General features: G+C 68.5%; 20 protein-coding genes. 12 read left to right on the forward strand and 8 right to left on the reverse strand.

Going from position 1 to position 24,772, the window contains the following annotated elements; genetic code table 11:
- The first annotated feature begins 22 nt into the window (after window positions 1-22).
- Window positions 23-1,963, forward strand: coding sequence for a bifunctional metallophosphatase/5'-nucleotidase (locus tag AC6LJ5_RS07090; RefSeq protein WP_498140121.1), 1,941 nt, complete (start codon window positions 23-25; stop codon window positions 1,961-1,963).
- Window positions 1,964-1,994: 31 nt separating this feature from the next.
- Here AC6LJ5_RS07090 and AC6LJ5_RS07095 read toward each other — a convergent pair whose 3' ends face one another.
- From AC6LJ5_RS07095 to AC6LJ5_RS07110, 4 genes are all read right to left on the reverse strand, one after another.
- Window positions 1,995-2,342, reverse strand: coding sequence for a DUF4148 domain-containing protein (locus tag AC6LJ5_RS07095; RefSeq protein ID WP_498140122.1), 348 nt, complete (start codon window positions 2,340-2,342; stop codon window positions 1,995-1,997).
- Between the two features lie 136 nt (window positions 2,343-2,478).
- The gene (locus AC6LJ5_RS07100) at window positions 2,479-3,825 is read right to left on the reverse strand and encodes a heavy metal sensor histidine kinase (protein ID WP_498140154.1); all 1,347 of its coding nucleotides are present in this window, start codon (window positions 3,823-3,825) and stop codon (window positions 2,479-2,481) included.
- Window positions 3,822-4,511, reverse strand: a complete 690-nt coding sequence (locus tag AC6LJ5_RS07105; protein WP_103272074.1) for a heavy metal response regulator transcription factor — start codon at window positions 4,509-4,511, stop codon at window positions 3,822-3,824. Before AC6LJ5_RS07105 ends, AC6LJ5_RS07100 begins: the two co-directional genes overlap by 4 nt.
- Window positions 4,512-4,740: 229 nt before the next feature.
- Entirely contained in the window at window positions 4,741-5,079 is a 339-nt protein-coding gene (locus AC6LJ5_RS07110; protein WP_498140123.1) for a DUF4148 domain-containing protein, read from the reverse strand.
- Between the two features lie 322 nt (window positions 5,080-5,401).
- Here AC6LJ5_RS07110 and AC6LJ5_RS07115 point away from each other — a divergent pair, with 322 nt between their 5' ends.
- The 6 genes from AC6LJ5_RS07115 (at window position 5,402) to AC6LJ5_RS07140 (ending at window position 14,143) form a co-directional block, all read left to right on the forward strand.
- The gene (locus AC6LJ5_RS07115) at window positions 5,402-6,676 is read left to right on the forward strand and encodes a TolC family protein (protein ID WP_498140124.1); all 1,275 of its coding nucleotides are present in this window, start codon (window positions 5,402-5,404) and stop codon (window positions 6,674-6,676) included.
- Between the two features lie 13 nt (window positions 6,677-6,689).
- A complete protein-coding gene (locus AC6LJ5_RS07120; RefSeq protein ID WP_498140125.1) occupies window positions 6,690-8,186 on the forward strand; it encodes an efflux RND transporter periplasmic adaptor subunit in 1,497 nt (498 codons plus the stop codon).
- A gap of 16 nt (window positions 8,187-8,202) precedes the next feature.
- The gene (locus AC6LJ5_RS07125) at window positions 8,203-11,379 is read left to right on the forward strand and encodes a CusA/CzcA family heavy metal efflux RND transporter (protein ID WP_498140126.1); all 3,177 of its coding nucleotides are present in this window, start codon (window positions 8,203-8,205) and stop codon (window positions 11,377-11,379) included.
- A gap of 120 nt (window positions 11,380-11,499) precedes the next feature.
- On the forward strand, window positions 11,500-11,880 hold the full coding sequence (locus tag AC6LJ5_RS07130) for a glycosyltransferase family 2 protein (protein ID WP_498140127.1): 381 nt from the start codon (window positions 11,500-11,502) through the stop codon (window positions 11,878-11,880).
- Window positions 11,881-11,898: 18 nt separating this feature from the next.
- Entirely contained in the window at window positions 11,899-12,621 is a 723-nt protein-coding gene (locus AC6LJ5_RS07135) for a hypothetical protein (protein ID WP_498140128.1), read from the forward strand.
- A complete protein-coding gene (locus AC6LJ5_RS07140) occupies window positions 12,605-14,143 on the forward strand; it encodes an ArnT family glycosyltransferase (protein WP_498140129.1) in 1,539 nt (512 codons plus the stop codon). The genes AC6LJ5_RS07135 and AC6LJ5_RS07140 overlap by 17 nt, the downstream gene beginning before the upstream one ends.
- Before the next feature lie 7 nt (window positions 14,144-14,150).
- On the opposite strand, the gene speB is transcribed toward AC6LJ5_RS07140, so the two are convergent.
- Both speB and AC6LJ5_RS07150 read right to left on the reverse strand, forming a co-directional pair.
- A complete protein-coding gene (gene speB, locus AC6LJ5_RS07145; RefSeq protein ID WP_103272068.1) occupies window positions 14,151-15,197 on the reverse strand; it encodes an agmatinase in 1,047 nt (348 codons plus the stop codon).
- 24 nt (window positions 15,198-15,221) lie between these two features.
- Window positions 15,222-16,628, reverse strand: coding sequence for a sodium:solute symporter family protein (locus AC6LJ5_RS07150; RefSeq protein ID WP_103272067.1), 1,407 nt, complete (start codon window positions 16,626-16,628; stop codon window positions 15,222-15,224).
- A 275-nt stretch (window positions 16,629-16,903) separates the two neighbouring features.
- Here AC6LJ5_RS07150 and AC6LJ5_RS07155 point away from each other — a divergent pair, with 275 nt between their 5' ends.
- Together AC6LJ5_RS07155 and panB are read left to right on the forward strand one after the other, a co-directional pair.
- A complete protein-coding gene (locus AC6LJ5_RS07155; protein ID WP_103272066.1) occupies window positions 16,904-17,812 on the forward strand; it encodes a LysR family transcriptional regulator in 909 nt (302 codons plus the stop codon).
- A gap of 71 nt (window positions 17,813-17,883) precedes the next feature.
- Window positions 17,884-18,726: a 3-methyl-2-oxobutanoate hydroxymethyltransferase gene (panB, locus tag AC6LJ5_RS07160; RefSeq protein WP_392410502.1), complete on the forward strand. Its 843-nt coding sequence runs from the start codon at window positions 17,884-17,886 to the stop codon at window positions 18,724-18,726.
- A gap of 40 nt (window positions 18,727-18,766) precedes the next feature.
- Here the strand turns inward: panB and AC6LJ5_RS07165 are convergent, their stop codons facing one another.
- Window positions 18,767-19,588, reverse strand: a complete 822-nt coding sequence (locus AC6LJ5_RS07165; RefSeq protein ID WP_392410501.1) for a phytanoyl-CoA dioxygenase family protein — start codon at window positions 19,586-19,588, stop codon at window positions 18,767-18,769.
- A 2-nt stretch (window positions 19,589-19,590) separates the two neighbouring features.
- A complete protein-coding gene (locus tag AC6LJ5_RS07170) occupies window positions 19,591-21,000 on the reverse strand; it encodes an amino acid permease (protein ID WP_103272063.1) in 1,410 nt (469 codons plus the stop codon).
- Between the two features lie 172 nt (window positions 21,001-21,172).
- Here AC6LJ5_RS07170 and AC6LJ5_RS07175 point away from each other — a divergent pair, with 172 nt between their 5' ends.
- From AC6LJ5_RS07175 to AC6LJ5_RS07185, 3 genes are all read left to right on the forward strand, one after another.
- Window positions 21,173-21,760, forward strand: coding sequence for a GTPase (locus AC6LJ5_RS07175; protein WP_498140130.1), 588 nt, complete (start codon window positions 21,173-21,175; stop codon window positions 21,758-21,760).
- The gene (locus AC6LJ5_RS07180; protein ID WP_498140131.1) at window positions 21,691-22,287 is read left to right on the forward strand and encodes a DUF697 domain-containing protein; all 597 of its coding nucleotides are present in this window, start codon (window positions 21,691-21,693) and stop codon (window positions 22,285-22,287) included. Before AC6LJ5_RS07175 ends, AC6LJ5_RS07180 begins: the two co-directional genes overlap by 70 nt.
- 183 nt (window positions 22,288-22,470) lie before the next feature.
- Entirely contained in the window at window positions 22,471-24,561 is a 2,091-nt protein-coding gene (locus tag AC6LJ5_RS07185) for an EAL domain-containing protein (protein ID WP_498140132.1), read from the forward strand.
- Window positions 24,562-24,772: the final 211 nt, after the last annotated feature.

The following is a 24,772-nucleotide window of genomic DNA, read 5'->3' on the forward strand; positions in this document are numbered from 1 at the left end:
GACCAACCACGCGGGAAAGAGAATGGACTGGAAGCAAGACTGGAAGCGGCATTGCGCGCGCGCGACGATGCTGGGAATGATGGCGCTGGTGGCCGCCTGCGGCGGCAGCGACGATGACGACGACAGCCCGGCGCCGACCCCGCCCACCACGCCGCCCGTGGCCGCCCGGCCGATGGAGCTGACGATCCTGCACATCAACGATCATCACTCCAATCTGGACAGCAAGAAGAAGGACTTCAAGCTCAAGAACGCCGCCGGCGCGACCGTGACGGTCAACGCCGACGCCGGTGGCTTCGCCCGCGTGACGGGCGCCATCAAGGCGCTCTCGGCCGCCTCGCCCAATGTGCTCAAGCTGCACGCCGGTGACGCCACCACCGGCACCCTGTACTTCAACCGCGCCGGCGATCCGGGCGAAGCCGACGCGGCCATGATGAACACGGTCTGCTTCGACGCCATGACGTTGGGCAACCACGAGTTCGACAAGGGCGACAGCGGCCTGAAGCGCTTCATCGACCTGCTGCACAAGGGCGCCTGCCAGACGCCGGTGCTCAGCGCCAACGTGACCTTCGGCGCCAATTCCGCGCTGAACCCCTCGCGCGCGCCCGGCCTGGTCAAGCCCTCCATCGTGCTGCAACGCGACGGCCAGTCCATCGGCCTGGTCGGCCTGACCATCGCCAACAAGACGCAGCAGTCGTCCAGCCCCGATCCCGGCACCGTGTTCGGCGACGAGACCGCCGCCGCGCAGCAGCAGATCGACGCGTTGCGCGCGCAAGGCGTGAACAAGATCATCGTGATGAGCCACGTCGGCTACGACTACGACAAGCAGATCATCCCCAACCTGAGCGGCGTGGACGTGGTGGTGGGCGGCGATTCGCACACCCTGCTCGGGCCGGCTGGCATGGCGGGCTACGGCGTCGGCTCGCCGGCCGGCGCCTACCCCACCGAAGTCAAGAACAAGGATGGCAAGCGCGTCTGCCTGGTGCAGGCCTGGGAATACTCGCAGGTGGTGGGCGAGCTGAAGGTCAGCTTCGACGCCAATGGCGACGTGACGGCCTGCGCCGGCACGCCGCACGTGCTGATGGGCAGCGCCTACAAGATCGGCGGCGCGGCGGTCTCCCCGGCGGACCAGGCCGCCATCGCGGCCGACATCAAGGCCAGCGGCTTCCTGTATCCGCAGGAGCCGGACGCCGGCGCGCTGGCCGTACTGCAGCCCTTCAAGGCCAAGGTCGACACGTTCAGCGCCAGCCAGGTGGCGAAGGTGCCGCAGGAACTGTGCTCGCGCCGCGTGCCGGGCGGGCCCGGCTCGCGCGACTACAGCCGGTCCGGCGTGGACTGCAACACGCTGGGCAGCGTCAGCCTGCGCGGCGGCGACATCCAGCAGCTGGTTGCCCAGGCCTATCTGGAAGTGGGCAACGCCAGCTACGGCGGCGCCGACATCTCGCTGCAAAGCGGCGGCGGCGTGCGCGTGCCGCTCAAGGGCACCGTCACGGCGGCCAATGTGATCGAGGTGGTGCCCTTCGGCAACATGCTGTGGCGCCTGAACGTGACCGGCGCCGAGGTCAAGAGCATGCTGGAAGACGGCATGCAGGCGGTCTACGGCCCGGGCGGATCGACGGGTCCATACCCGTACACGGGCGGCCTGCGCTTCGACGTCAACGCCGCGCAGCCGCAAGGCAGCCGGGTATCCAACATCGAGGTCTACGACGCCGCCACGTCCTCATGGGGTCCGCTGGACGCCAGCCGCACGTACAAGCTCTTCGTGCTGAGCTTCAACGCCACCGGCGGCGACGGCTACAAGACCCTGGCCAATGTGCCGGCCGCGCGCCGGCAGGACATCGGCGTGCTGGATGCCGACGTGCTGCAGGCCTACATCGACAAGCAGGCCAAGGATCCGGCCACCGGCCTGCCGGTGCTGAATCTGCTGCCGATCAGCCAGTACAGCACCAAGTCCTACACCGAGTAGGACGGGCGGCCCGCCGCGCGCGGGAGCGGGCTCAGTTGCCCCGCTCCTGCTCGCGGCGCAGCGCGGCCTGGTACTCGGGGCCGTTGCGCAGGCGCAGGTACTCCGCATAGCGCTTGCGGTACTTGGCGCTGTAGACGTCGGGTTCCTGGTTGCCGCGATACAGATCGGACATGCCGGACTTCTTCCACACGGCCAGATCGGCCAGCACCTGAGCGCGCGTCAGCGGCGCCGACGCATCGCCCGGCGCGGACGCCATGGCGGCGGCCTGGCGCGGCGCGGCATAGGCTTGGGCGTTGTCGGCGGCGGCGCCCTGCGCGAGGGCGCTCGTCGACAGGGCCAGGGCCAGCACGCAGGACGATGCGATGATGGGACGTTTCATGATTTCTCCTTGACGGGTGACAGGCCACCGCGATGGGAGGCCGGAATGCCGGGTGCCGGAATCGCCCTGTCGGGCGCGCACCGGGCGCATGGAGAAAGTCTAGGGAAGCGGCCGCGACAGAAGCCCGACGCCGGGATTAGTTTTCGGTAATCCGGGGTGCCGACAGGCCAAAACCGATGGTGATGTCGCGGCCCTCGGAAGCGGCGAAGGGCCGGCCGCCATGCATGCGGGCGATGGCCGCGACGATGGCCAGCCCCAGCCCGTGGTGGTTGGCGTCGAAGCCACGCGCCTCGTCGCCACGATAGAAGCGGTGGAACAGCCTGGGCAGGTGCTCCTTGGCAATGGGTTCGCCGACATTGCTGACGGCGATCAGCACGTGCTCGTCGTCGCGCGACACATGGATGCGTATCGTGCTTCCCGCGTCCGCGTAGCGCACCGCGTTCGACACCAGATTGGACACGGCCCGCTGCAACAGCGGGCGGTCGATGCAGGCGGCGGCCTCGCCCGACACGGCCAGCGTCAGCCCGCGCTCCTGCGCCTCGGCCTCGTGGTAGTCGGCCACCTCGCCCAGCACCTCGGAAAGCCGGTCGACCCAGACGCCGCGCGCCTGCGCGCCACGGTCGGCCTGCGACAGGAACAACATGTCGTTGACCATGCCGGACAGCCGCTGCAGCTCTTCCAGGTTGGAGCCCATGACATCGCGCAGCACCGCCTCGGAACGGCGACCGCTCAGCGCCAGCTCGGTCTGGCCGATCAGCGTGGCCAACGGCGTGCGCATCTCGTGCGCCACGTCGGCGTTGAAGCCCTCCATCTGCACATAAGCCCGCTCCAGGCGCTGCAGCACGGCATTGAACTGCCGCACCAGCGGCTGGATTTCCTCGGACTGTCCGCTTTCGTCCAGCCGTTCGCCGATGCGGTCCGGCGCCAGCCGCGCCGCCTGCCGCCCCAGCTCGTCCACGGGGGCCATGGCGCGCCGCACCAGCAGCGCCGCGATGCCCGACACCGCGGCCGCGCCCACGAAGGCGCAGGCGATCAGGGTCCAGGCCAGCGCGGCGCGCAGATGCAGGTCGGACGTGATGTCCAGCACCAGCTCGGCGTGCATGGCATCGCCCGGCGTGCCCGGCGCTGGCAGCGAGAACATGATGCGCCGCTCGTGCGCGTGATCCTCATCCTCGGCGATGTCTGCGCCGAACGCGGTCTTGGCGCCATCGATCTCCAGCACCAGGGAAAAATCCGGGCGGCCATAGAAGAAATCGCTTAGCTTGTGCCGCAGGGTGGTCGAATCGCCGGTGGCGGCGTTCTCGTCGACCAGGTGGCGGATGACTTCCATCTTCTGTTGCAGCAGCGCTTCCTGGCGGGTCTGCAGGTTCAGGTTGGTGGCGTAGTACACCGCCAGACATACCCCGCCCAGCCCCAGGAACGTCAGCATCGCCAGCCAGCGCGAGAGCCAGCGGCGCAGGGAGCCGGAGCGCGGCTGCATCAGTCTTCCCGCAGTTCCAGCACGTAGCCCATGCCGCGCACCGTGTGCAGCAGCTTCTGGTCAAAGGGGTCGTCGACCTTGCCGCGCAGGCGTCGCACCGCGACCTCGACCACATTGGTGTTGCTGTTGAAATTGATGTCCCATACCTGCTCGGCCAGCTCCAGCCTCGACAGCACCTCACCCTGCTTGCGCATCAGCAGCGCCAGCAGCGTGAATTCCTTGGCCGTCAGGTCCAGCCGGACGCCGCCGCGCGAGGCGCGCCGGCGCAACAGGTCCAGTTCCAGATCGCCCACGCGCAGCACGTTCTGCCCGCCGACCTCGGCCTGGTTCTGGCCGCTGCGCCGGCCCAGCGCCAGCACGCGCGCCAGCAGCTCCGACAGGGCGAAGGGCTTGACCAGATAGTCGTCGGCGCCGTCGCGCAACCCCTTGACTCGGTCCTCGATCTTGTCGCGCGCCGTCAGCATCAGCACCGGCACGCGGTCGCTCTTGCGCAATTCGCGCAGCACCGAGAAGCCGTCCATGCCGGGCAGCATCACATCAAGCAGGATGAGGTCGTACTGGCTTTCGCGAGCCAGATGCAGGCCGCTGATCCCGTCCATCGCGACGTCCACCACATAGTTGTGTTCCGTCAGCGCCAGGCGCAGGTATTCGGCCAGTTTCTTCTCGTCTTCGATTACCAGTACTTTCATGGGGCCCGTGGGTGAAAAAAGGGCTGAGCGGCGCCGCCGCTAGGCTGCGCCGGCCGGAAACGACCCAGCCATTCTATCGCTTGCGGATCTGGCGCGGATACGGCGCGCCGGTATGCGTGGCAGGGCGAACTCAGCGGAAAAGGGCGGGACGGCATAAGCCGCTCCGCCCGCAGGCGCGCGGCCGCCTTGGGCGGCCGCGCGGATTGGCAGGGCACGGGCGATGCCGCCCTCAGCCCGGGGTGTAGATGCTGTTCAGGCGGGCGCGCTCTTGCGCGCTCATGTTGCGCACCTCTGCCTGTACCTCGTCGCGGGTGAGCGCGGTGCCTTGCTTGTACCAGCCCGGCGTGCCCAGGTTGCGATAGGCCAGGAACCACTTGCCCGGGTCAGCCTTGGCGGCGGCCAGCTCGCTGTCCACCTGGGCCCGGCTCTTGCCGCCGGCTGCGTGTTCGGGCGCGATGGCGTAGCCGATCTCGGTATCGGTCTGGTGCCAGACGTTCGAGGCGCTGGCGGCGAAGGGCAGGGCGAGCGCGGCGCAGAGCGACAGGGCGGCGGCGTGACGGGTTTTCATCAGGATCTCCTTACGGCGGTTGACGTTGACGGACCGGCGAAGGCGCCAGCCCGATACACGCTTCGTGTTAAGCGATGACGACAACTTTACGGATCTGATCGCGTCAATTCGCCAACGCGCCGATTACGAATTCGTAATCGGCGCGACTGTCCCGAAACCCGCGTGTTTCCTGGCTTCGCGCCGACCCATGGCAGAGACGGCAACCTTACGGAAATGTCATTTTTCTGTCGGGGTTCTGACGAGGCCCGTTCGATACAGTGCCGCCAGATGCCTATCCCAGCCCGGCTGCGCGGGCCCGCCACTCCCTTCCCCTGACAGAATCATGCGCCCATCCCTGATACCGCTGGCCCTGGCGGCCGCCCTGCTGGCCGCGCCGGCCTGGAGCCAGCCGCCCGCTTCGTTCCTGGCGCCGCCATCGACCGCCATTCCGCCCTCCAGCGATCAAGCCGCCCCCAACGCGCCGCTGACGCTGGAACAGGCCCTGTCCATCGCCTTCGAACGCAGTCCCCTGCTGGCCGCAGCGCGCAACGAAGCCGCCGCGACCGAAGGCGAATTGCAGCAGGCGGGCCTGCTGCCCAATCCCAGCATCGACGTCAGCATGGACGATCGGCGCAAGGCATCGCGCACGACCACCACCACGCTCAGCATGCCGATCGAGACCGGCGGCAAGCGCGGCGCGCGCGTCAAGGCCGCCGGACTGGCGCGCGACATCGCGCAGACCGACCTGGGCGCGGCCCGCGCCGATCTGCGCTCGACCGTGATCGCGGCCTTCTTCGACGTGGCCACCGCGCAGGAAACCGTGCGCGTCGCGCAGGAGAACGCAAGCATTGCCCAGAAGGCGCTGCAACTGGCCGACAAGCGCGTGGCCGCCGGCAAGGCGCCGCCGCTGGAAAGCAACGCGGCGCGCGTGGAGCTGGCCAATGCCCGCATCGACGCGCGCGCGGCCGAAGCCGCGCTGCAGGTCGCCCGGCGCGGCCTGGCCTTGTTGTGGGGCGAAGCGGCGCCTGCGTTCGCCAGCGTGCGCGGCGACATCGGCCAGTTGCCGGCGCGCGGCACGCTGGATGAGCTGAACGCCGAGTTGTCGCGGTCACCGCGACTACAGGCCGGAAAGCTGGCGGTGGACCTGGGCGCCGCACGGTTGGAAGTCGAGAAAAGCAAGCGCTACCCGGACATCACGCTGAGCACCGGCGTGGCCCGCGACTATGAGGCGAAACGCAACAAGGTCCAGTTCGGCGTGGGCATTCCGCTGCCGCTGTTCGATCGCAATCAGGGCAATGTCTATGCCGCCACGATGCGCTCATACAAGGCGCGCGATCAGTACCGCGACCTGGAGGCGCGGCTGTCGGCCGAGCTGCTGCAATCGGTCTCCCAGTTCGACCTGGCGGCGGGCGCGGCCAATGACTACCGCGCCACGGTGCTGCCCAGCGCGCGCCGCGCTTACGACAGCGCGCTCAAGGGCTTCGAAGCCGGCAAGGTCGGCTATCTGCAGGTGCTGGACGCCCAACGCACCCGCTCGCAGGCCGAACTGGGCTACCTGTCCACCCTGACCAACGCCTACCAGGCCTGGGCCAATATCGACCGCCTCATCGGACGCTGACTCTCATTACGCCATGACCATGCAAATCCTGCGCTTTCCCCCTGGCCGCTCCCGCGCGCGGTCCCTGACTGTCGCGCTGCTGGCGGCCGCGAGCCTGCTGGCCGCCACGGGCGCGGCCGCCGACGAAAAGCCCGGCGCCGCCGGCCACGCCGACCACGCGCCAACCGAAAAGGGCCCGCAAGGCGGCGCCCTGACCCGCGCCGGCGGCAACGGCGTCGAACTGCTGGTCAGCGAATCCGGCGGTTCCTCACGCCTGCGCCTGTGGGCCTACGCCGGCTCCAAGCCCGTCGCGACGGGCGAGATCAAGGCCCGCGTCCGCGTGCTGCGCCCGAATGGCGTCGTGGAAGAACTGCGCCTTGAGCCATCCGATGGCGCGCTGGTCAGCACCCAGGACATCGCCGAACCGCACTATTTCGAGATCGAAGCCGAGGTGAACTGGCCCGGCCAGGCCGAGCCGCTGAAGGCGTCGCTGGAAAAGGACGAAGGCCTGATCGCGCTCACCGCCGAGCAGGTTGCCGCGGCCGGCATCCGCAGCGCGGCCGCCGCGCCCGCCGCGCTGGAAGCCACCTCGCAGTTCCCCGGTGAAATCAAGTTCAACGCCGACCGCACCGCGCACATCGTGCCGCGCCTGGCCGGCGTCGCACAGGAGGCCCCCGTCGAGCTGGGCCAGATGGTCAAGAAGGGCGACCTGCTGGCCGCGCTGTCCAGCACGGCCCTGTCCGACCTGCGCAGCGAATGGCTGGCCGCCGTCAAGCGGCGCGACCTGGCCGCCGCCACTCACCAGCGCGAGCTCAAGCTGTGGCGCGAGCAGGTCACCGCCGAACAGGATTACCAGCAGGCACGCACCGCCTTGCAGGAAGCGCAGATCGCGGTGCAGAACGCCGAGCAGAAGCTGGCCGCCGTGGGCGCCACGCCGCGCGCGAAGGACCTGAGCCGGCTGGAGATCCGCGCGCCGTTCGACGGCGTGATCGTCGAAAAGCACATCACGCTGGGCGAGGCGCTGGCCGACAACGTCAATATCTTCACGCTATCCGACCTGCGCACCGTCTGGGCGGAATTCTCGATCGCGGCCAAGGATCTGCAGGACGTGCGCGTGGGCGAGGCCGCCCGCGTCAGCTCGGCGTCGTTTACGGGCAGCGCGATGGGCAAGGTGTCCTATATCGGCTCGCTGCTGGGGCAGCAGACCCGCACGGCTACCGCGCGCGTCACGCTGGAGAATCCCGACATGGCCTGGCGGCCCGGCCTGTTCGTCTCGGTCAACGTGGTGATCAGCCAGCGCGACGTGCCGGTGGCGATCGCCGCCGACGCGGTGCAGACGGTGGAAGACCAGCCCTCGGTGTTCATCGAAGTGCCCGGCGGCTTCCTGGCGCAGCCGGTCAAGCTGGGCAAGGCCGCGGGCGACCAGGTGGAAGTGCTGTCCGGCCTGGCCCCGGGCGTGCGCTACGTGACAGACAACGCCTTCGTGCTGAAGTCCGAGCTGGGCAAGGCCAGCGCCGACCACGCGCACTGAGCCAGGGGCTACATACATGTTTGAACGCCTGATCCGCTTTGCCATCGAACAGCGCTGGATGGTGCTGTTCGTCACGCTGGCCATGGCCGCCGTCGGCATCTACAACTACTCGCGGCTGTCCATCGACGCCGTGCCCGATATCACCAACGTGCAGGTGCAGATCAACACGGCCGCGCCTGGCTATTCGCCGCTGGAGACCGAGCAGCGCGTCACCTACCCGATCGAGACCGTGATGGCCGGCCTGCCCGGCCTGGAACAGACCCGCTCGCTGTCGCGCTACGGGCTGTCGCAGGTCACGGTGATCTTCAACGACAGCACCAACATCTATTTCGCGCGCCAGCTGGTCAACGAACGACTGCAGCAAGCGCGCGAGAATCTTCCCGAAGGCATATCGGCCACGCTGGGGCCGATCTCGACCGGCCTGGGCGAGATCTACTTTTGGACGGTCGAGGCCGAGGACGGCGCGCGCAAGCCCGACGGCTCGCCCTATACCTCCACCGACCTGCGCGAGATCCAGGACTGGGTGGTCAAGCCGCAGGTGCGCAACATTCCCGGCGTGACGGAAATCAATTCCATCGGCGGCTACGCCAAGGAATACCTGGTGGCGCCGAACACCGAGCAGCTGGCGTCCTACGGCCTGTCGCTGACCGACATCATGACGGCGCTGGACCGCAACAACGCCAACATCGGCGCCGGCTACATCGAGCGCAAGGGCGAGCAGTACCTGATCCGGGCGCCGGGACAGGTCCAGTCGGTCGATGATATCGGCAACGTGCTGCTCACCGCCGTGAACGGCCAGGCCATCCGCGTGCGCGACGTGGCCGAGGTGTCCATCGGCCGCGAGCTGCGCACCGGCGCGGCCACCGACAATGGCAAGGAAGTAGTGCTGGGCACGGCCTTCATGCTGATCGGCGAGAACAGCCGGACCGTATCGCTGGCAGTGTCAGATCGCATCGCCGCCATCAACAAGACGCTGCCCGAGGGCGTGAAGCTGATCACGGCCTACGACCGCAGCAATCTGGTCGACAAGGCCATCGCCACCGTCAAGAAGAACCTGCTGGAAGGCGCCACGCTGGTCATCGTGATCCTGTTCCTGTTCCTGGGCAACATCCGGGCGGCGCTGATCACGGCCATGGTCATCCCGCTGTCCATGCTGTTCACCTTCACCGGCATGGTCACGTACAAGGTCAGCGCCAACCTCATGAGCCTGGGCGCGCTGGACTTCGGCATCATCATCGACGGCGCCGTCGTGATCGTGGAGAACTGCGTGCGGCGCTTGAGCCATGCCCAGGCCCATCAAGGCCGGCCGCTGACCCGCAGCGAGCGCTTCCACGAGGTCTTCGCCGCCGCGCGCGAAGCGCGCCGGCCGCTGCTGTTCGGCCAGCTCATCATCATGGTGGTGTACCTGCCCATCTTCGCGCTGACCGGCGTGGAAGGGCGCATGTTCCACCCCATGGCGCTGACCGTGGTGCTGGCCCTGCTGGGCGCGATGATCCTGTCGGTGACCTTCGTGCCGGCGGCCGTGGCCCTGTTCATGGGCAACAAGGTGGCCGAGAAGGAAAACCGCCTGATGAGCTGGGCCAAGCGCCGCTACGAGCCTTTGCTCGACATGGCGCTGCGCCGCACGCCGCGCGTGCTGATCGCGGCAACCGTATTCATGGTCGCCTGCGGCGTGCTGGCCTCGCGCATGGGCAGCGAGTTCATTCCCAGCCTGAACGAAGGCGACATGGCGATCCAGGCGCTGCGCATTCCCGGCACCAGCCTGAGCCAGTCGCTGGAGATGCAGAAACAGCTGGAAGTACGCCTGAAAGAGAAATTCCCCGAGATCGAACGGATCTTCGCGCGCACCGGCACGGCCGAGATCGCCTCGGACCCGATGCCGCCGAACATCTCCGACGGCTACATCATGCTCAAGCCCATGGATCAATGGCCGAAGCCGCGCAAGACCCATGCCGAGCTGCTGGCCGCCATCCAGGAGGAAGCGGGCAAGATGCCGGGCAACAACTATGAGTTCTCCCAGCCCATCCAGCTGCGCTTCAACGAGCTGATCTCCGGCGTGCGCAGCGACGTGGCCGTGAAGATCTTCGGCGACGACAACGACGTGCTCAACCGCACGGCCGCCGAAGTGGCCGAGTCGCTGAACAAGATTCCCGGCGCGTCCGAGGTCAAGGTCGAGCAGACCACCGGCCTGCCGGTGCTCACCGTGAACATCGACCGCGCCCGCGCGGCGCGCTACGGGCTGAGTCTGGCCGACGTGCAGGACACGCTGGCGATCGCCGTGGGCGGGCGCGCGGCCGGCACGTACTACCAGGGCGACCGGCGCTTCGACATCGTGGTGCGGCTGCCGGAATCGGTGCGCGAGAGCATTCCCGCCCTGCGCAAGCTGCCCATCGCCCTGCCCAAGGCTGACGGGCAGGCGCAGACGGCCTACATCCCGCTGTCCGAGGTCGCCAGCCTGGACCTGTCACCCGGCCCCAACCAGGTCTCGCGCGAGGACGGCAAGCGCCGCATCGTGATCAGCGCCAACGTGCGCGGCCGCGACCTGGGCTCGTTCGTGTCCGAGGCGGCGGACGTGATCGAACGCGACGTCAAGATCCCGGCGGGCTACTGGACCACCTGGGGCGGCACGTTCGAGCAGCTGCAATCGGCGGCCCAGCGCCTGCAGATCGTGGTGCCGGCCGCGCTGGTGCTGGTGTTCGCGCTGCTGTTCGCCATGTTCGGCAATGTCAAGGACGGCCTGCTGGTCTTCACCGGCATTCCCTTCGCGCTGACAGGCGGCATCATCTCGCTATGGCTGCGCGGCATGCCGCTGTCGATCACGGCGGCGGTGGGCTTCATCGCGCTGTGCGGCGTGGCGGTGCTCAACGGCCTGGTGATGCTGTCATTCATCAACGGATTGCGCCAGGAAGGCAAGCCGCTGGACGAAGCGGTGCGCGAAGGTGCGCTGACGCGGCTGCGGCCGGTGCTGATGACGGCGCTGGTGGCCTCGCTGGGCTTCGTGCCCATGGCCCTCGCCACCGGCACCGGCGCCGAGGTGCAGCGCCCGCTGGCCACCGTGGTGATCGGCGGCATCATCTCCTCGACCATCCTGACCCTGCTGGTGCTGCCCGCGCTGTACCGCCTGCTGCACCGCAAGGACGCCGAGGAGCTGGAACTGGCCGAATCAGCCCGCGTGGCCCGCGACAACGCATGAGGCCAGGCGCGGCGGCCCACCCGGGTCCGCCGCGCCTTACGGAAATGTAATCGGGCCGTCGGCTATTCGTCGGCGCTCGATCGCTACATTGCCTGAATTCTTCCCCGATCGGTTATCTCCATGCATCTTCCCCCTCCGCCCACCGCCGCGCGCGCCCGCCGACCCGCCGTGCAGCTTTCGGTCATCGTGCCCTTCCTGAACGAGCGCGAGGTGCTGCCCGCCTGCCTGCAGCGCTTGAGGCGCGTGCTCGACGGCCTGAACGAGTCCTACGAAATCGTGTTCGTCGACGACGGCAGCCACGACGGCAGCGCCGAGTTCCTGGCCGCGCGGATCCGCACGGAACCCGGCCTGAAGCTGCTGCGCCTGTCGCGCAACTTCGGCAAGGAGGCCGCCATGACCGCCGGCATCGAGCACGCCGTGGGCGCGGCCATCGTGATCCTGGACGCCGACCTGCAGGATCCGCCCGAGCTGATCCCCGACATGGTGCGCGCCTGGCGCTAGGGCGCGGACGTGGTCTGCATGCGACGCCGCAGCCGCGCCGGCGAGAGCTGGCTCAAGCGCGCCTCGGCCTATGCCTACTACCGGCTGCTGAACCGGCTCAGCAAGGCCGACATTCCCGCCGACACCGGCGACTTCCGGCTGATGAGCCGCAAGGCAGTGCAGGCCCTGCTGCAGCTGCCCGAGCGCTGCCGCTACATGAAGGGCATGTATGCGTGGATCGGCCTGCCCACCCGCATCCTCGACTACGACCGCGATCCGCGCGCCGCCGGCGCCACCAAGTGGAACTACCTGGGCCTGATGCGGCTGGCGATGGAGGGCATCACCTCGTTCTCCACCGCGCCGCTGCGCTGGGCCACCGGCCTGGGCGTGGCCGCCGCGCTGGCCGGCGTCGGGTTCGGCATCGTCATCACGATCAAGACCTTGCTGCTGGGCGAGGAAGTGCATGGCTATCCCTCGCTCATCGCCATCATCACCTTCCTGAGCGGCGTGCAGCTGATCACCATCGGCCTGCTGGGCGAGTACGTGGGCAAGACCTATATGGAATCCAAGCAACGGCCGGTCTACCTGCTGCGCGACGTGCAGCGCAGCCGCACGGCGGCATTGCGCCTGCCCGGATCCGAACCCGGCACGGCGGCGGCCCCGGCCTCCGGATACGCGCGCGACGACGCGGCCGGCCCGGCGCGCCAGGCCGCCGCATCCGCCGCCATGACCGGAGAGGGTCCGCATGCGGTCAACTTCTAAGGCCCTGCTGCTGGGCCTGGCGGCCATCCTCGCGGCGCGGCTGTTCGCCATGGCGGTCATGCCGCTGGCCGACACCTCGGAACCTCGCTACGCCGAGATCGCCCGCCTGATGGCCGTCACCGGCGACTGGGTCACGCCCTGGTTCGAGCCGGGCGTGCCCTTCTGGGGCAAGCCGCCGCTGGCGTTCTGGGCGCCGGCGCTGTCCATCAAGCTGCTGGGTCTGTCCGAGTTCAGCCTGCGCCTGCCGGCCTTCGCCGCCATGCTGGGCGTGCTGGCGCTGGTCCATGCCTTCGCCGCCCGCCGGTTCGGCGTCAGCGCCGCGCGCTGGGCCGCACTGGTGTTCGCCACCATGCTGCTGCCGCTGGCCAGCGCCGGCGCGGTGCTGACCGATCCCTACCTGGCGCTGGGCGTGACGCTGTCGATGACGTCTTTCCTGCTGGCGCGACGCGACGGCCCCCCGTGGTGGCGCTATGGCTTCTTCGTGGGTCTGGCGATCGGCCTGCTGTCCAAGGGGCCGTTGGCCCTGGTGCTGGTGGCGGCCGCCGTGCTGCCCTGGTCGCTGCTGCCCGCCGGACGCGCGCAGTGGCGCGCGCTGCCCTGGATCGGCGGCACGATCCTGATGCTGGCGCTGGCCCTGCCCTGGTACGTGATGGCCGAGATCCGCACGCCCGGCTTCCTCCAGTACTTCATCGTGGGCGAGCATTTCCTGCGCTTCGTCGACCCGGGCTGGCAAGGCGATCTGTACGGCACCGCGCACAAGCGGCCCTATGGCGGCATCTGGCTGGACTGGCTGCTGGCGACCATGCCCTGGGGACTGGCGGGCCTGTGGCTGTTCCTGCGGCCCGGCCAGGACGCGCCGCTGCGGACCCGGCTGGCGTCGCTGGCGCGCGATCCGCTGCGCGCCTACCTGCTGCTCTGGGGCCTGGCCGCGCCCGCGTTCTTCACGCTGTCCGGCAATATCCTCTGGACCTACGTGCTGCCTTCGCTACCGCCGCTGGCGCTGGCGCTGGGCGCCTGGATGGCGGACCATGCGCCGACGCAGGGCTGGCGCGCCCGGTTGCCGGCGGCGCTGATGCTGCTGACCCCGCTCGCGGCGCTGACGCTGGGCGCGCTGTCGCTCGCGCAGCCCGAACGCTACAAGACCGAAAAGCAGCTGGTGGCCCAGGCCTTCGCGCGCATGCAGCCCGGCGAGCAGCTGGTCTTCGTGGGCAGCAGGCCGTTCTCGGCGCGCTTCTATTCGCAAGGCGCGGCCGGCCAGCTTCCCATGGATGCCGTGGCGGCGGCGCCGGCCCTGCCGGGGGCCGGCGCGCGCCTCTTCCTGGCGGTCGAAAAGAACCGCCTGCCGGCCTTGCGCGACACGCTGGCCGGCTGGCGGCTGCTGCCGCTCTACGCCAGCCGGCGCTACGTGCTGCTGCAAGTCGAAAGCGGCGCCGTCGCGGCGCGCGATGACGCCGCTCGGGAAGCGCCGGCCGCCATCGCCGCGACCGGCCTGGCGGCCAATCCGCCGTCCCCGGCGCCCTGACGCGCGCTCAGCGCCCGCGCGCCACGCACATCAGGCTCAGGATCTCGAACATGATCTGCGCGCCGGCGTGCGCGGTGTTGGCGGTGGCGTCGTAGGCCGGCGCCACCTCCACCAGATCGCCGCCGGCGATGTTCAGCCCCGCCAGCCCGCGCAGCATGGCCTGGGCCTCGCGCACCGTCACGCCGCCCACTTCCGGCGTGCCGGTGCCGGGCGCGAAGGCGGGATCCAGACAGTCGATGTCGAACGACACGTAGACCGGCGCGTCGCCCACCACCTCGCGCGCCTTGGCCACGATGGCGTCCACGCCCAGCCGGGGAATGTCCTCGGCATGGATCACGGTCATGCCCGAGGCGTAGGAAAACTCCCACAGATACTCGGCCGCGCCGCGGATGCCGATCTGGATGGTGCGCGTGGGATCGAGCACGCCGTCGAGCACGGCCTGGCGGAACGGGCCGCCGTGATGGAAGCGGCTGCCGTCGAACGGCCCGCCAGTGTCGCAATGCGCGTCGAAGTGGATCAGCGCCAGCGGCCGCTCGCGGCCCAACGCCCGCAGGATCGGCAAGGTCACCGAATGATCGCCGCCCGCCGACAGCGGGATCACGCCGGCCTGCTGGATATGCCGGTAGATGGCCTCGATGTCTTCGTGCGACTGGTCCAGGCTGAAGCGGCTGCGCATCGGCACGTCGCCGATGTCGGCCACGCGCAGCTGGGTCACGGGCGTGCATTTCAGGACGTGGTTGTAAGGGCCGACGCGCTCGATCGCGCGCAGGGCGCGCGGCCCGAAGCGACAGCCGCTGCGGTTGCTGGCGCCCAGGTCCATCGGCACGCCCAGCAGCGCGACCTCCAGGTCGCCGAATTCGGGCCGGCTCCAGTCCATCGCCCGGGCCGGCGCGTCCAGCAGCGTGGGCATGCCGGCATAGGGCGCCATGCGCGTGCCGCTATCGTTGATCACATTGGCCGCGATGGCGCGGAAATGCGGATCGTGGATCTCGGCCTCGTTGGCGCCGCCGAAGCGCTCGCGCAGCGCCTGCAATTTTTCGGGCGTGAAAGTCATGTCTTGCTCCTGCTTGATGAAAACTCAGTCGGCCCGGGCCGGGGCGCGCGCGCCATCCAGGCTCGCGGGCGCGTCGGCGCGGGTCGCCAGGCTGATCACGACCAGGCTGGCGAGGCTGACGGCCAGGCTGACGTAGATGGGCGTGTTGGCGTCCAGGCCGTCCTTGATCATGAACACGATGGCCGCGCCGCAACCGAGCAACATGCTGGCGATGGCGGCCGGCGTGGTGGCGCGGCGCCAGTAGATCGCGCCCAGCAGGGGCACCAGCATGCCGCCCACCAGCAGGTTGTAGGCGCAGGTCAGCGCGCTGAGCACATCGTCCACCGCCAGCGCGATGCCGACGGCCGTGAACCCCGCCAGCAACGTGATGAGGCGGTGCGAACTCACGTTCTCGAAGCGGCGGCCGCCGCGCAGCGCGGGCAGCAGGTCTTCCGCCAGCACGGTGGAGGTCGCCAGCATGGCGGCGCTGGCCGTGGACATCATGGCCGCGAGCGCGGCGGCGATGACCAGACCGCGGATGCCGTCGGGCAGGCTGGCCTGCACGATGGCGGCGAAGGCGTTGTTGGGATTGTCCAGATCGGGCAGCAGCACCTTGGCGGCCATGCCGATCAACGCGCCGGCCAGACCATAAAGCACACAGTACACCCCGGCCACGCTGCCGGCGACGCGCGCCACGCCCGTGGTGCGGGCGGTGAACACACGCTGCCAGATGTCCTGGCCGATCAGGATGCCGAAGAAATAGATGACGAAGTAGGTGGCGATGGTGCTCCAGCCGATGGTGGTGAAGTCGAAGCTGGCGGCCGGCAGGCGCGCGACCAGCTGGTCCCAGCCGCCCACGCGCATGATGCAGATCGGCAGCAGCACGAACATCAGGCCCACGGTCTTGATCACGAACTGCACGATGTCGGTCAGCGTCAGCGACCACATGCCGCCCACCGCCGAATAGATGACGACCACGCCGCCCCCCAGCAGCACCGCCGCCCAGAAGGGCAGGTCGAACAATACGTGCATCACCGTGCCGGTGGCGATGACGGACGTGGCGGCCAGCATCAGCGCGTAGGCCATCATCACCAGCGCGCTTACGCGGCGCGTGGCCGGGCTGTAGCGCCGCTCCAGCACCTGGGTCACGGTATAGATGCGCAGCTTGAGCAGCGGCTTGGCCAGGAACAGGTTCAGCACCACGATGCCCGCGCCCAGCGCCGCGCACAGCCAGAAGCCGGAAATGCCGTGGACATAGCCCAGGCGCACCGTGCCGACGGTGCTGGCCCCGCCCAGCACCGTGGCCGCCATGGTGCCCATGTAGAAGCCGGGCCCCAGGTTGCGCCCCGCCACCAGGAAGTCTTCCTGCGTCTTCGCGCGCCGCATGCCGTACCAGCCCAGCAACAGCATCGCGCCCATGTAGATCACGACTACGCCTATGTCCAAGTACATGTCCGCCCCTCGATTCGTTTCCGGCGCGCGTCCAGGGCGCGCCATGTGGTCTTGATGCCATTCACAGGCGTTGCACGAAACACCGATATGTATAAAAGTGAATTTCCGCAAAACCTGCTTTCCAGCCATTGCCGGCATGATTTCCGCGCTTTTCAACGTAGGACTTTCATGCCTGCAAGGCCCGATGGAATAATAGAAATCACGCAATTCCCGATCCATATCTCGTTCGCTCAACAAGCATCGATCAATATCAATGTTTCATAGGTGATTACCCTATGCTGTCCACCGTTACCGATCTGGATCTCAGGCTGATCAGGGTGTTCCTGGCCATTGTCGACGCCGGCGGCGTATCGGCCGCGCAGGACGTGCTGGGCGTGGGCCAGTCCACCATCAGCAGCCAGCTCGCCACGCTGGAGACGCGGCTGGACTTCCGCCTGTGCGAGCGCGGCCGGGGCGGCTTCCGGCTGACGGCCAAGGGCCAGCGTTTCGCCCGGCTGGCGCGCGGCGCGCTGACCTCGCTGAACAACTTCACCGCCGAGGCCCGCAACATGCATCGCCAGCTGGTCGGCAGCCTGACGCTGGGCCTGATCGGCAACGCCACGCTGGAACAGAACGGGCTGATCGCACGCGCCATCGCCCGCTTCCGGCAACGCGACGAAGCGGTGCGGCTGTCGCTGCTGATCCGCGGCCCGCGCGAACTGGAAGAGCTGATCCTGAAGGACGAAATGCAGGTGGCGGTGGGCTATTTCCTGCACCGCGTTCCGATGCTGGACTACGCCACGCTGTTCCAGGAGCGCCAGGTGGCCTATTGCGGCGCGGGCCACGCGCTGGCGGCCCGCGCCGGCAGCCTGGGCCCGGGCGACGTGGCCGAGTCGGACTGGACCTGGCGCACCTACCCGCTGCCCGAGGCCTCCTTCGCGGGCCTGCCGCGCCGCATTACCTCCGAGGCCGACAACATGGAGGCCGCCGCGGTGCTGATCCTTTCCGGCGCGCACCTGGGCTACCTGCCCGAGGCCTATGCCGCGCCCTATGTGCAGGCCGGCCTGCTGCGGCCTCTGAATCCGGCGCTGTTCCATTACGACGTGGACATCACGCTGGTGGCCAAGAAGCGCCCCCACCTGAACGAGATCACGGCGGCCTTCCTGGAGGACATGCGCGCCGCGCTTGCGCTGCCACAGCCATGAAGCGCCTGGGTTAAGCTCGGGACGCGGCGCTGCCTGCCAGGCCCGCCGCGCATCCCGAACACGAGGCCCGCATGTCGACCACCGCCACCCTGAATGCCAACGCTCCCGCCCCCCGCCGCATGACCGTGCCCGCCTTCCGCGCCCGCAAGGGCCAGGAACCGCTGGTCATGCTGACCGCGTACACGGCGCGCATGGCCGAGCTGCTGGATCCCTGCTGCGACGCGCTGCTGGTGGGCGACAGCCTGGCGCAGACCATCTACGGACTGCCATCCACCGTCCCCGTCACGCTGGACACCATGATCGCGCACGGCGCGGCCGTGGCGCGCGGCGCGCGCACCGCGCTGGTGGTGGTGGACATGCCTTTCGGCAGCTACGAAGCCAGTCCCGAGCAGGCCTTCGCGTCGGCCTCCCGCGTGCTGAAGGAAACCGGCGCGGCCGCCATCAAGCTGGAAGGCGGCGAGGCCATGGCCGCCACGGTCGCCTTCCTGTCGGCGCGCGGCATCCCCGTGATGGGACATGTGGGCCTGACGCCGCAGGCGGTGAACATCCTGGGCGGCTACGGCGCGCGCGGACGCGGCCATGCCGAGCAGGCCAAGATCGCGGCCGACGCCGAAGCCATCGCCGCCGCCGGCGCCTTCGCGGTGGTAGTCGAGGGCGTGGTGGAACCGCTGGCGGCATCGATCGCCGCCAGCCTGTCCTGCCCCGTGATCGGCATCGGCGCGTCCGCGTCATGCGACGGACAGGTGCTGGTGGTGGATGACATGCTGGGCATGTTCGAGCGCACCGCCCGTTTCGTGAAGCGCTACGACACACTGTCCGAACGCATCCAGGCCGCGGCGCGGACCTATTCCGAGGAAGTGAAGGCCCGGCGCTTCCCGGGCCCCGAGCATCTGTACGAAGCGCCCAAGGCCTGAGCCGGGCCAACGCCGCGACTTGCCCGATCCGCCACCGGCATCAGGCGCGCGGCCACAGCAACGGAAACAGCGCGTGCTCCAGCGGCGCGCCCGCCGGCAGCTCCTGCTCCAGCCCCGGAAACTCCGGCGAGGTCCGCCAGGCGCGCGGTGCATGCCGCATGTCCTCGCCCAGGAAGCGCACCGAGAACGCGCGCCGGCGTCGGTCTCCGCCCACGCCGCCGGACGCGTGCAGCGTCAGCATATGGAAGAACACGGCGTCGCCCGGCTCCAGCTCCCAGCCCAGGATGCGCCAGCGCGAGCGGTCGGCCTCGATGTCGGGCAGATCCGCCAGGCTGCCTTCCGGAAACCACCTGGCCTGGTTGTCCAGGAAGGTGCGCGGCATCAGCCAAGGCCCCAGGTGCGAGCCCGCCACGAACTCCAGCGTGGCCTCGCGCGCGACCGGATCCACCGGCATCCACATGCTGCAATTCATGCGCCCTTCGACGTTGTAATAGGGCTGGTCCTGGTGCCAGGGCGTGCGCTGGCGCGTGTTGGGTTCCTTGACGAGCAGATGGTCGTGATAGAGCCGCGCCGGCCCGCCGCCCATCAGCTGCGAGGCCACCGAGCCCACGCGGCTGTCGAAGATGAATCGCCGGTATTCGTCGTTGTCCCGCCAGTTGCAGAAGTCCTCGAAGAACCAGCCGGGATCGTCCGGCCGGCTGGCCACCTTGGCGCGCGGGCTGGGCGCGTCCAGGTTCTTCTGGATGCCGCGCGTCAGCAGCTCGACTTCCGGCGCGGTGAACAGCTGCCGCACACAGAGCGCGCCGTCGCGCTGGAAGGCCGCGATGTCCTCGGCCGGCAGTTCGAATTCATGGCGATGCATGGTCACTCCTCCTTGTCATCATCATAGTCAGGCCGCGATGCGCCGCCCGCGCGCCGACGCATCGCGGACAGCCAGAGATAGGCCGCCGACAGCAGCGCGAGCCAGCCCAGGCCCACATACAGCGCGCCGCGCGTATCCTCGAACGCGGCCAGCACCGCGAACACGAACAGCATGAAGACGACGGCGCAGCGCTGACCCCAGGGCCACAGCGGCACGGGAAAGGCCAGCTCGGCGGCGGCCGGGCCCAGGCGGCGACGCATGGCCAGCTGCGACAGCAGGATCATCAGCCACACCCAGACCACGGAAAAGGTCACGATGGCCGCCAGCTTCATGAACAGGCCGTCGGGCAACAGGTAATTGAGCGCCACGCCCACGAGCAGGCCCGCGCCCATCACCGCCACCGTCATCCAGGGCACGCCGAAACGCGACACCCGCGCGAAGCCGGCCGGCGCCTGGCCGTTCAGCGCCATGCCGTAGAGCATGCGCCCGGTGCTGAAGATATCGCTGTTGACCGCCGAGATCACAGCCGAGATCACCACCAGGTTCAGCACGTCCGCGGCCGCCTTGATGCCCAGGCTGCTGAATATCTGCACGAAGGGGCTGCCTTGCGTGCCGATCTTGCTCCAGGGGAAGATCGCCATCAGCACCAGCAGGGTCAGCACGTAGAACAGCAGGATGCGCAGCGGCACCGAATTGATCGCCTTGGGAATGACGCGCCGGGGATCGCCGGCCTCGCCCGCAGCCATGCCGATGACCTCCACGCCGCCGAAGGCGAACATCACCACCGTGAAGGACGCGATCATGCCCTCGATGCCGTTGGGAAAGAAGCCGCCGTGCTGCCACAGGTTGGCCAGGGCCGGCGCCGTGGCGTCCGCGTCGCCGATGCGCATGCCGCTGAGCAGCACCGCCGCGCCGCCCGCGATCAGCGCCAGGATCGCCACGACCTTGAGCAGGGACAGCCAGAACTCCAGCTCGCCGAACACCTTCACACTGCACAGGTTCAAGCCGCCGATGCACAGCACGATGCCCAGCACCCAGATCCAGCGCGGCGTGTCCGGATACCAGAAACCCATGTACACGCCGAACACGGTGACATCGGCCAGACAGACCATCAGCATGGAAAAGGCATAGCTCCAGCCGGTCAGGAAACCCAGGTACGGCCCCAGGTAGCGCGTCGCGTAATGGCCGAAGGAGCCGGGCACCGGATGGCGCACCGCCATCTCTCCCAGCGCGCGCATGGTGAAGAAGATGGCCGCGCCGCCGATCAGGTAGGCCAGCAGCACCGACGGCCCCGCGCGCTGTATGGCGGCGGCGGAGCCATAGAACAGGCCGGTTCCGATCGCCGAGCCCAGCGCCATGAAGCGCACGTGCCGCGCGCTCAGGCCACGGCGCAAGCCTGTCTGCTCATCCATGGATATCCCCTCTCTTTTGGTATTGGTCTGATCGGCAATATCTATACTTGTATAGTCAAGCTTGGGACAACATGACGTAATCCCTAACCCGGCGTCCAATCCCGGGCTATCCGAGGCAAGCGTCCGAACTTCCACGGATTGAACCCATTAGAATCAGACGAATCCAATCCAGATGCCCGCCCCCATGCCCGATCCGCTGCCCCTGCAAGACGCCATCGCCGACGCGATCAGCACCGCGACGCGCGGGGCCGGCCGCGTCAACATCCTGGTGGCCGGCAAGACGGGCGTGGGCAAGAGCACGCTGATCAACGCCGTGTTCCGTGGCGAGCTGGCGCGCACCGGCGCGGGCAAGCCGGTGACCTCGACGACCCAGGAATTCACCCGGCCCGGCCATCCGCTCACCATCATCGACACGCGCGGCCTGGAAGTAGCCGACTACGAAGCCTCGCGCCGCGAGCTGGACGCGCTGATCCGCGAGCGCGGAGCCGCCGCCGATCAGGAACGCCACATCCACATCGCCTGGCTCTGCATCCAGGACAGCAGCCACCGCGTCGAGGACGCGGAGATCGCGCTGTGCAACATGCTGGCGGACGCCGGCATTCCCGTCATCACGGTGCTGACCAAGGCCCGCAAGAACAGCCCGTTCGCCGACACCGCGCGCGAGCTGCTGCCCCCCGGCAGGTGGTGCCGGTGCGCGCGCTGCCCGAGCGCATCGACGAGCTGGACGCGGATCTGCCGCCCATGGGGCTGGACGAGCTAATCGCCGCCACCGCCCAGGCCATCCCCGAGGCGCAGCAGCGCGCCTACGCCAATGCGCTGTCCACCCGCAACAAGCAGGCGCTGGAAGTAAAAAAAAAGCGGGCTGAGATCGAAGTGAACATCGCCGCCGGCCTGGCCGCGTCGGCCGCCGCCGCGCCCATCCCGTTTTCCGACGCCTTCGCGCTGGTGCCGATCCAGGTCGGCATGATCGCCAAGATCGGCATCACCTTCGGCATGGAGCTGGACACGGCGGCCATCACCACGCTGGTCACGTCCACGCTGGGCGCCTCGGCCGCCACGCTGATCGGCCGCTCGGTGGTGTCCAGCCTGCTCAAGCTGATCCCTGGCGCCGGCAGCGCGGCCGGCGGCACCATCGCCGCCACCACCGCCGCCACCCTCACCAAGCTGCTGGGCAACGCCTACGTGGCGGTGCTCTACGACTTCTGCCAGCGCCATCCGGGCAAGGACATCGACACCGCGATGATCGCGCAGGCGCTCAAGCAACGCGTGGGCTTCGGCCGAGGCTGAACACCGCGCCGGATAGGCGTACTTTTTCGCAACAGTTGGACGGCCTTCGCAATAATGCGCAGGCTTTTGGCATTTTCATATGCGGGATAAATATTTGGCTTCCGCAGACGTAAAGCCATATATCCCGTCATGTTTTCATGCCAGCCGCAGCGGCGGCCCATGCCGGAAGACCGGCCATAAGCTATGACCATCGCGAATTCGGACGTCATGTACAGGCACCTGGTGCAGGGTGTCGAGGACTACGCCATCTATATGCTGTCTCCGGACGGCACCGTCGCCAACTGGAACGCCGGCGCCGAACGCACCAAGGGCTATGCGGCCGACGAGATCGTCGGCCAGAATTTCTCCTGCTTCTATACCCCGGAAGACCGGGCCTCGGGCCTGCCGCAAGCCGGACTGGCGCGGGCCCGCGACCGGGGCAAGTTCGCCGCCGAGGGCTGGCGCGTGCGCAAGGACGGCACCCTGTTCTGGGCCAGCGTGGTGATCGACGCGATCCACGGCGACGGCGGCGAACTGCTCGGCTACGCCAAGATCACGCGCGACGAGACCGAGCGCCGCATGCAGGAACAGCAGCTGCTGCGCGCCAAGGAAATGACCGAGCGCTACAACGCCGAGCTGGGCTCGCTGTCGAGCTTCCTGGACGCGGTGATTTCGCAGATCCCTTCCTGCGTGCTGGTGATGGACGCGGTGTCGCGCCGGATAGTGCTGGCCAACCGCCAGGTGCAGGCCATGTTCGGCGTCGACCGCGCCGACATGCGCGGCCGGACCATGCAGGAATGCCTGCCGGAACAGGCCTGCGCCTTCTTCGAGCGGCTCTGCAATGATGCGCTGCGCTCGGACGGCGCCATGCGCGAAGAGGAAGAGGAGCTGTCCACCACGCTGGGCCCGCGCTCGCTGCGTACCAAGACGCTGGTGTTCCACAACAGCGATCCGCGCTCGCGCTATGTGCTGCTGATCGCCGATGACGTCACCGACGAGAACGCCGCCCATGCGCAGGTGCGCTACATGGCCCACCACGACACGCTGACCGGCATGCCAAACCGGCGCCTGTTCCGCGAACAGATGCTCAAGGCGCTGAACGCGGCCAGCGACGGCCGAGCCACCGCGGTGCTGTGCCTGGACCTGGACAACTTCAAGAGCGTCAACGACACGCTGGGCCACCAGTTCGGCGACGAGCTGCTGCGCCTCCTGGCCAAGCGCCTGCCCAAGGTCCTGCGCGAACAGGACACGCTGGCGCGGCTGGGCGGCGACGAATTCGCCGTGGTGCTGCCCAACATCGAGCAGACTGAGGACGTGCGCCGCATGGCGCAGCGCCTGGTGGACGCCGTGCGCGCGCCGTTCGAGATCGACGGTCACACCGTGCCGGTGACGGTCAGCATCGGCATCGCCGTGGCCGACACGCCGGAATGCACCGCCGACCACCTGCTGCGCTACGCCGACATGGCGTTGTACGAGGCCAAGCGCAACGGCCGCAACGGCATGGCCTTCTTCAAGCCCGAGATGGAGACCACCGCGCTCAAGCGCCACGAGATGGAAATGGACCTGCGCCAGGCCATCATCTCGCAGCAGCTGCGGCTGCACTACCAGCCCATCAAGGACGCCAGCCATGTACGCACCGTGGGCCGCGAGGCGCTGATGCGCTGGCAACATCCGACCAAGGGCCTGATCATGCCCAACGACTTCATTCCCGTGGCCGAGGAAACCGGGCTGATCCATGAGCTCAGCGCCTTCACGCTGCACGAGGCCTGCCGCGAGGCCATGCGCTGGGAGCCGCATGAAACCGTGGCCGTCAACCTGTCGGCCAGCCAGTTCGCCAACAGCGCGCTGGTGTCGCTGGTGGAATCGGCGCTGACCACGTCCGGCCTGCCGGCCGACCGGCTGGAGCTGGAGATCACCGAATCGGTGCTGCTGGCCAATTCGGCGGCCAACCTGTCCACCCTGACCCGGCTCAAGGACATGGGCGTGAAGGTGGCGCTGGACGATTTCGGCACCGGCTATTCCTCGCTGAGCTACCTGCGCAGCTTCGAGTTCGACAAGATCAAGATCGACAAGTCCTTCACCCAGGACGTGGAGTCCAGCCGCGAGGCGCTGGCCATCATCCGCGCCATCAACGGCATCGGACGCAGCCTGGACATCCCCACCACCGCCGAGGGCGTGGAAACCCCGGCCCAGCTGCGCCGGCTGACGGAGGAAGGCTGTACCCACTTCCAGGGCTACCTGCTGGGACGCCCGGTGTCGCACGAGCCCGGCGCCACGCCGCCGACGTCGACGTAATCCGCCGTAAACGCCTGTGTGACAGCACGCCTGCGGGACAACCCGCAGGCGCGCGCGGCAACGCCATACGGCGGCAATACGTCCCTGTTACAGTGGCCCCGGCAGGGTCTGGCCAAAATGACGAACTGGACGGCAGGCGCGCCCTTGATCCCAGGGTTGATTGCACCGCGCCGACCTTACGCTGCGCCTCATATGCGGCGGCTTTCCGTGC

Source organism: Achromobacter sp. 1011791174, from assembly GCF_059760925.1.

Excerpts from the sequence above, each read along its gene's own strand:
- AC6LJ5_RS07090 (WP_498140121.1), top strand. The coding sequence starts at position 23 with ATGGACTGGAAGCAAGACTGGAAGCGGCATTGCGCGCGCGCGACGATG.
- AC6LJ5_RS07095 (WP_498140122.1), bottom strand. The coding sequence starts at position 2,342 with ATGAAACGTCCCATCATCGCATCGTCCTGCGTGCTGGCCCTGGCCCTG.
- AC6LJ5_RS07105 (WP_103272074.1), bottom strand. The coding sequence starts at position 4,511 with ATGAAAGTACTGGTAATCGAAGACGAGAAGAAACTGGCCGAATACCTG.
- AC6LJ5_RS07110 (WP_498140123.1), bottom strand. The coding sequence starts at position 5,079 with ATGAAAACCCGTCACGCCGCCGCCCTGTCGCTCTGCGCCGCGCTCGCC.
- AC6LJ5_RS07115 (WP_498140124.1), top strand. The coding sequence starts at position 5,402 with ATGCGCCCATCCCTGATACCGCTGGCCCTGGCGGCCGCCCTGCTGGCC.
- AC6LJ5_RS07120 (WP_498140125.1), top strand. The coding sequence starts at position 6,690 with ATGACCATGCAAATCCTGCGCTTTCCCCCTGGCCGCTCCCGCGCGCGG.
- AC6LJ5_RS07125 (WP_498140126.1), top strand. The coding sequence starts at position 8,203 with ATGTTTGAACGCCTGATCCGCTTTGCCATCGAACAGCGCTGGATGGTG.
- AC6LJ5_RS07130 (WP_498140127.1), top strand. The coding sequence starts at position 11,500 with ATGCATCTTCCCCCTCCGCCCACCGCCGCGCGCGCCCGCCGACCCGCC.
- AC6LJ5_RS07135 (WP_498140128.1), top strand. The coding sequence starts at position 11,899 with ATGCGACGCCGCAGCCGCGCCGGCGAGAGCTGGCTCAAGCGCGCCTCG.
- AC6LJ5_RS07140 (WP_498140129.1), top strand. The coding sequence starts at position 12,605 with ATGCGGTCAACTTCTAAGGCCCTGCTGCTGGGCCTGGCGGCCATCCTC.
- speB (WP_103272068.1), bottom strand. The coding sequence starts at position 15,197 with ATGACTTTCACGCCCGAAAAATTGCAGGCGCTGCGCGAGCGCTTCGGC.
- AC6LJ5_RS07150 (WP_103272067.1), bottom strand. The coding sequence starts at position 16,628 with ATGTACTTGGACATAGGCGTAGTCGTGATCTACATGGGCGCGATGCTG.
- AC6LJ5_RS07155 (WP_103272066.1), top strand. The coding sequence starts at position 16,904 with ATGCTGTCCACCGTTACCGATCTGGATCTCAGGCTGATCAGGGTGTTC.
- panB (WP_392410502.1), top strand. The coding sequence starts at position 17,884 with ATGTCGACCACCGCCACCCTGAATGCCAACGCTCCCGCCCCCCGCCGC.
- AC6LJ5_RS07165 (WP_392410501.1), bottom strand. The coding sequence starts at position 19,588 with ATGCATCGCCATGAATTCGAACTGCCGGCCGAGGACATCGCGGCCTTC.
- AC6LJ5_RS07170 (WP_103272063.1), bottom strand. The coding sequence starts at position 21,000 with ATGGATGAGCAGACAGGCTTGCGCCGTGGCCTGAGCGCGCGGCACGTG.
- AC6LJ5_RS07175 (WP_498140130.1), top strand. The coding sequence starts at position 21,173 with ATGCCCGCCCCCATGCCCGATCCGCTGCCCCTGCAAGACGCCATCGCC.
- AC6LJ5_RS07185 (WP_498140132.1), top strand. The coding sequence starts at position 22,471 with ATGACCATCGCGAATTCGGACGTCATGTACAGGCACCTGGTGCAGGGT.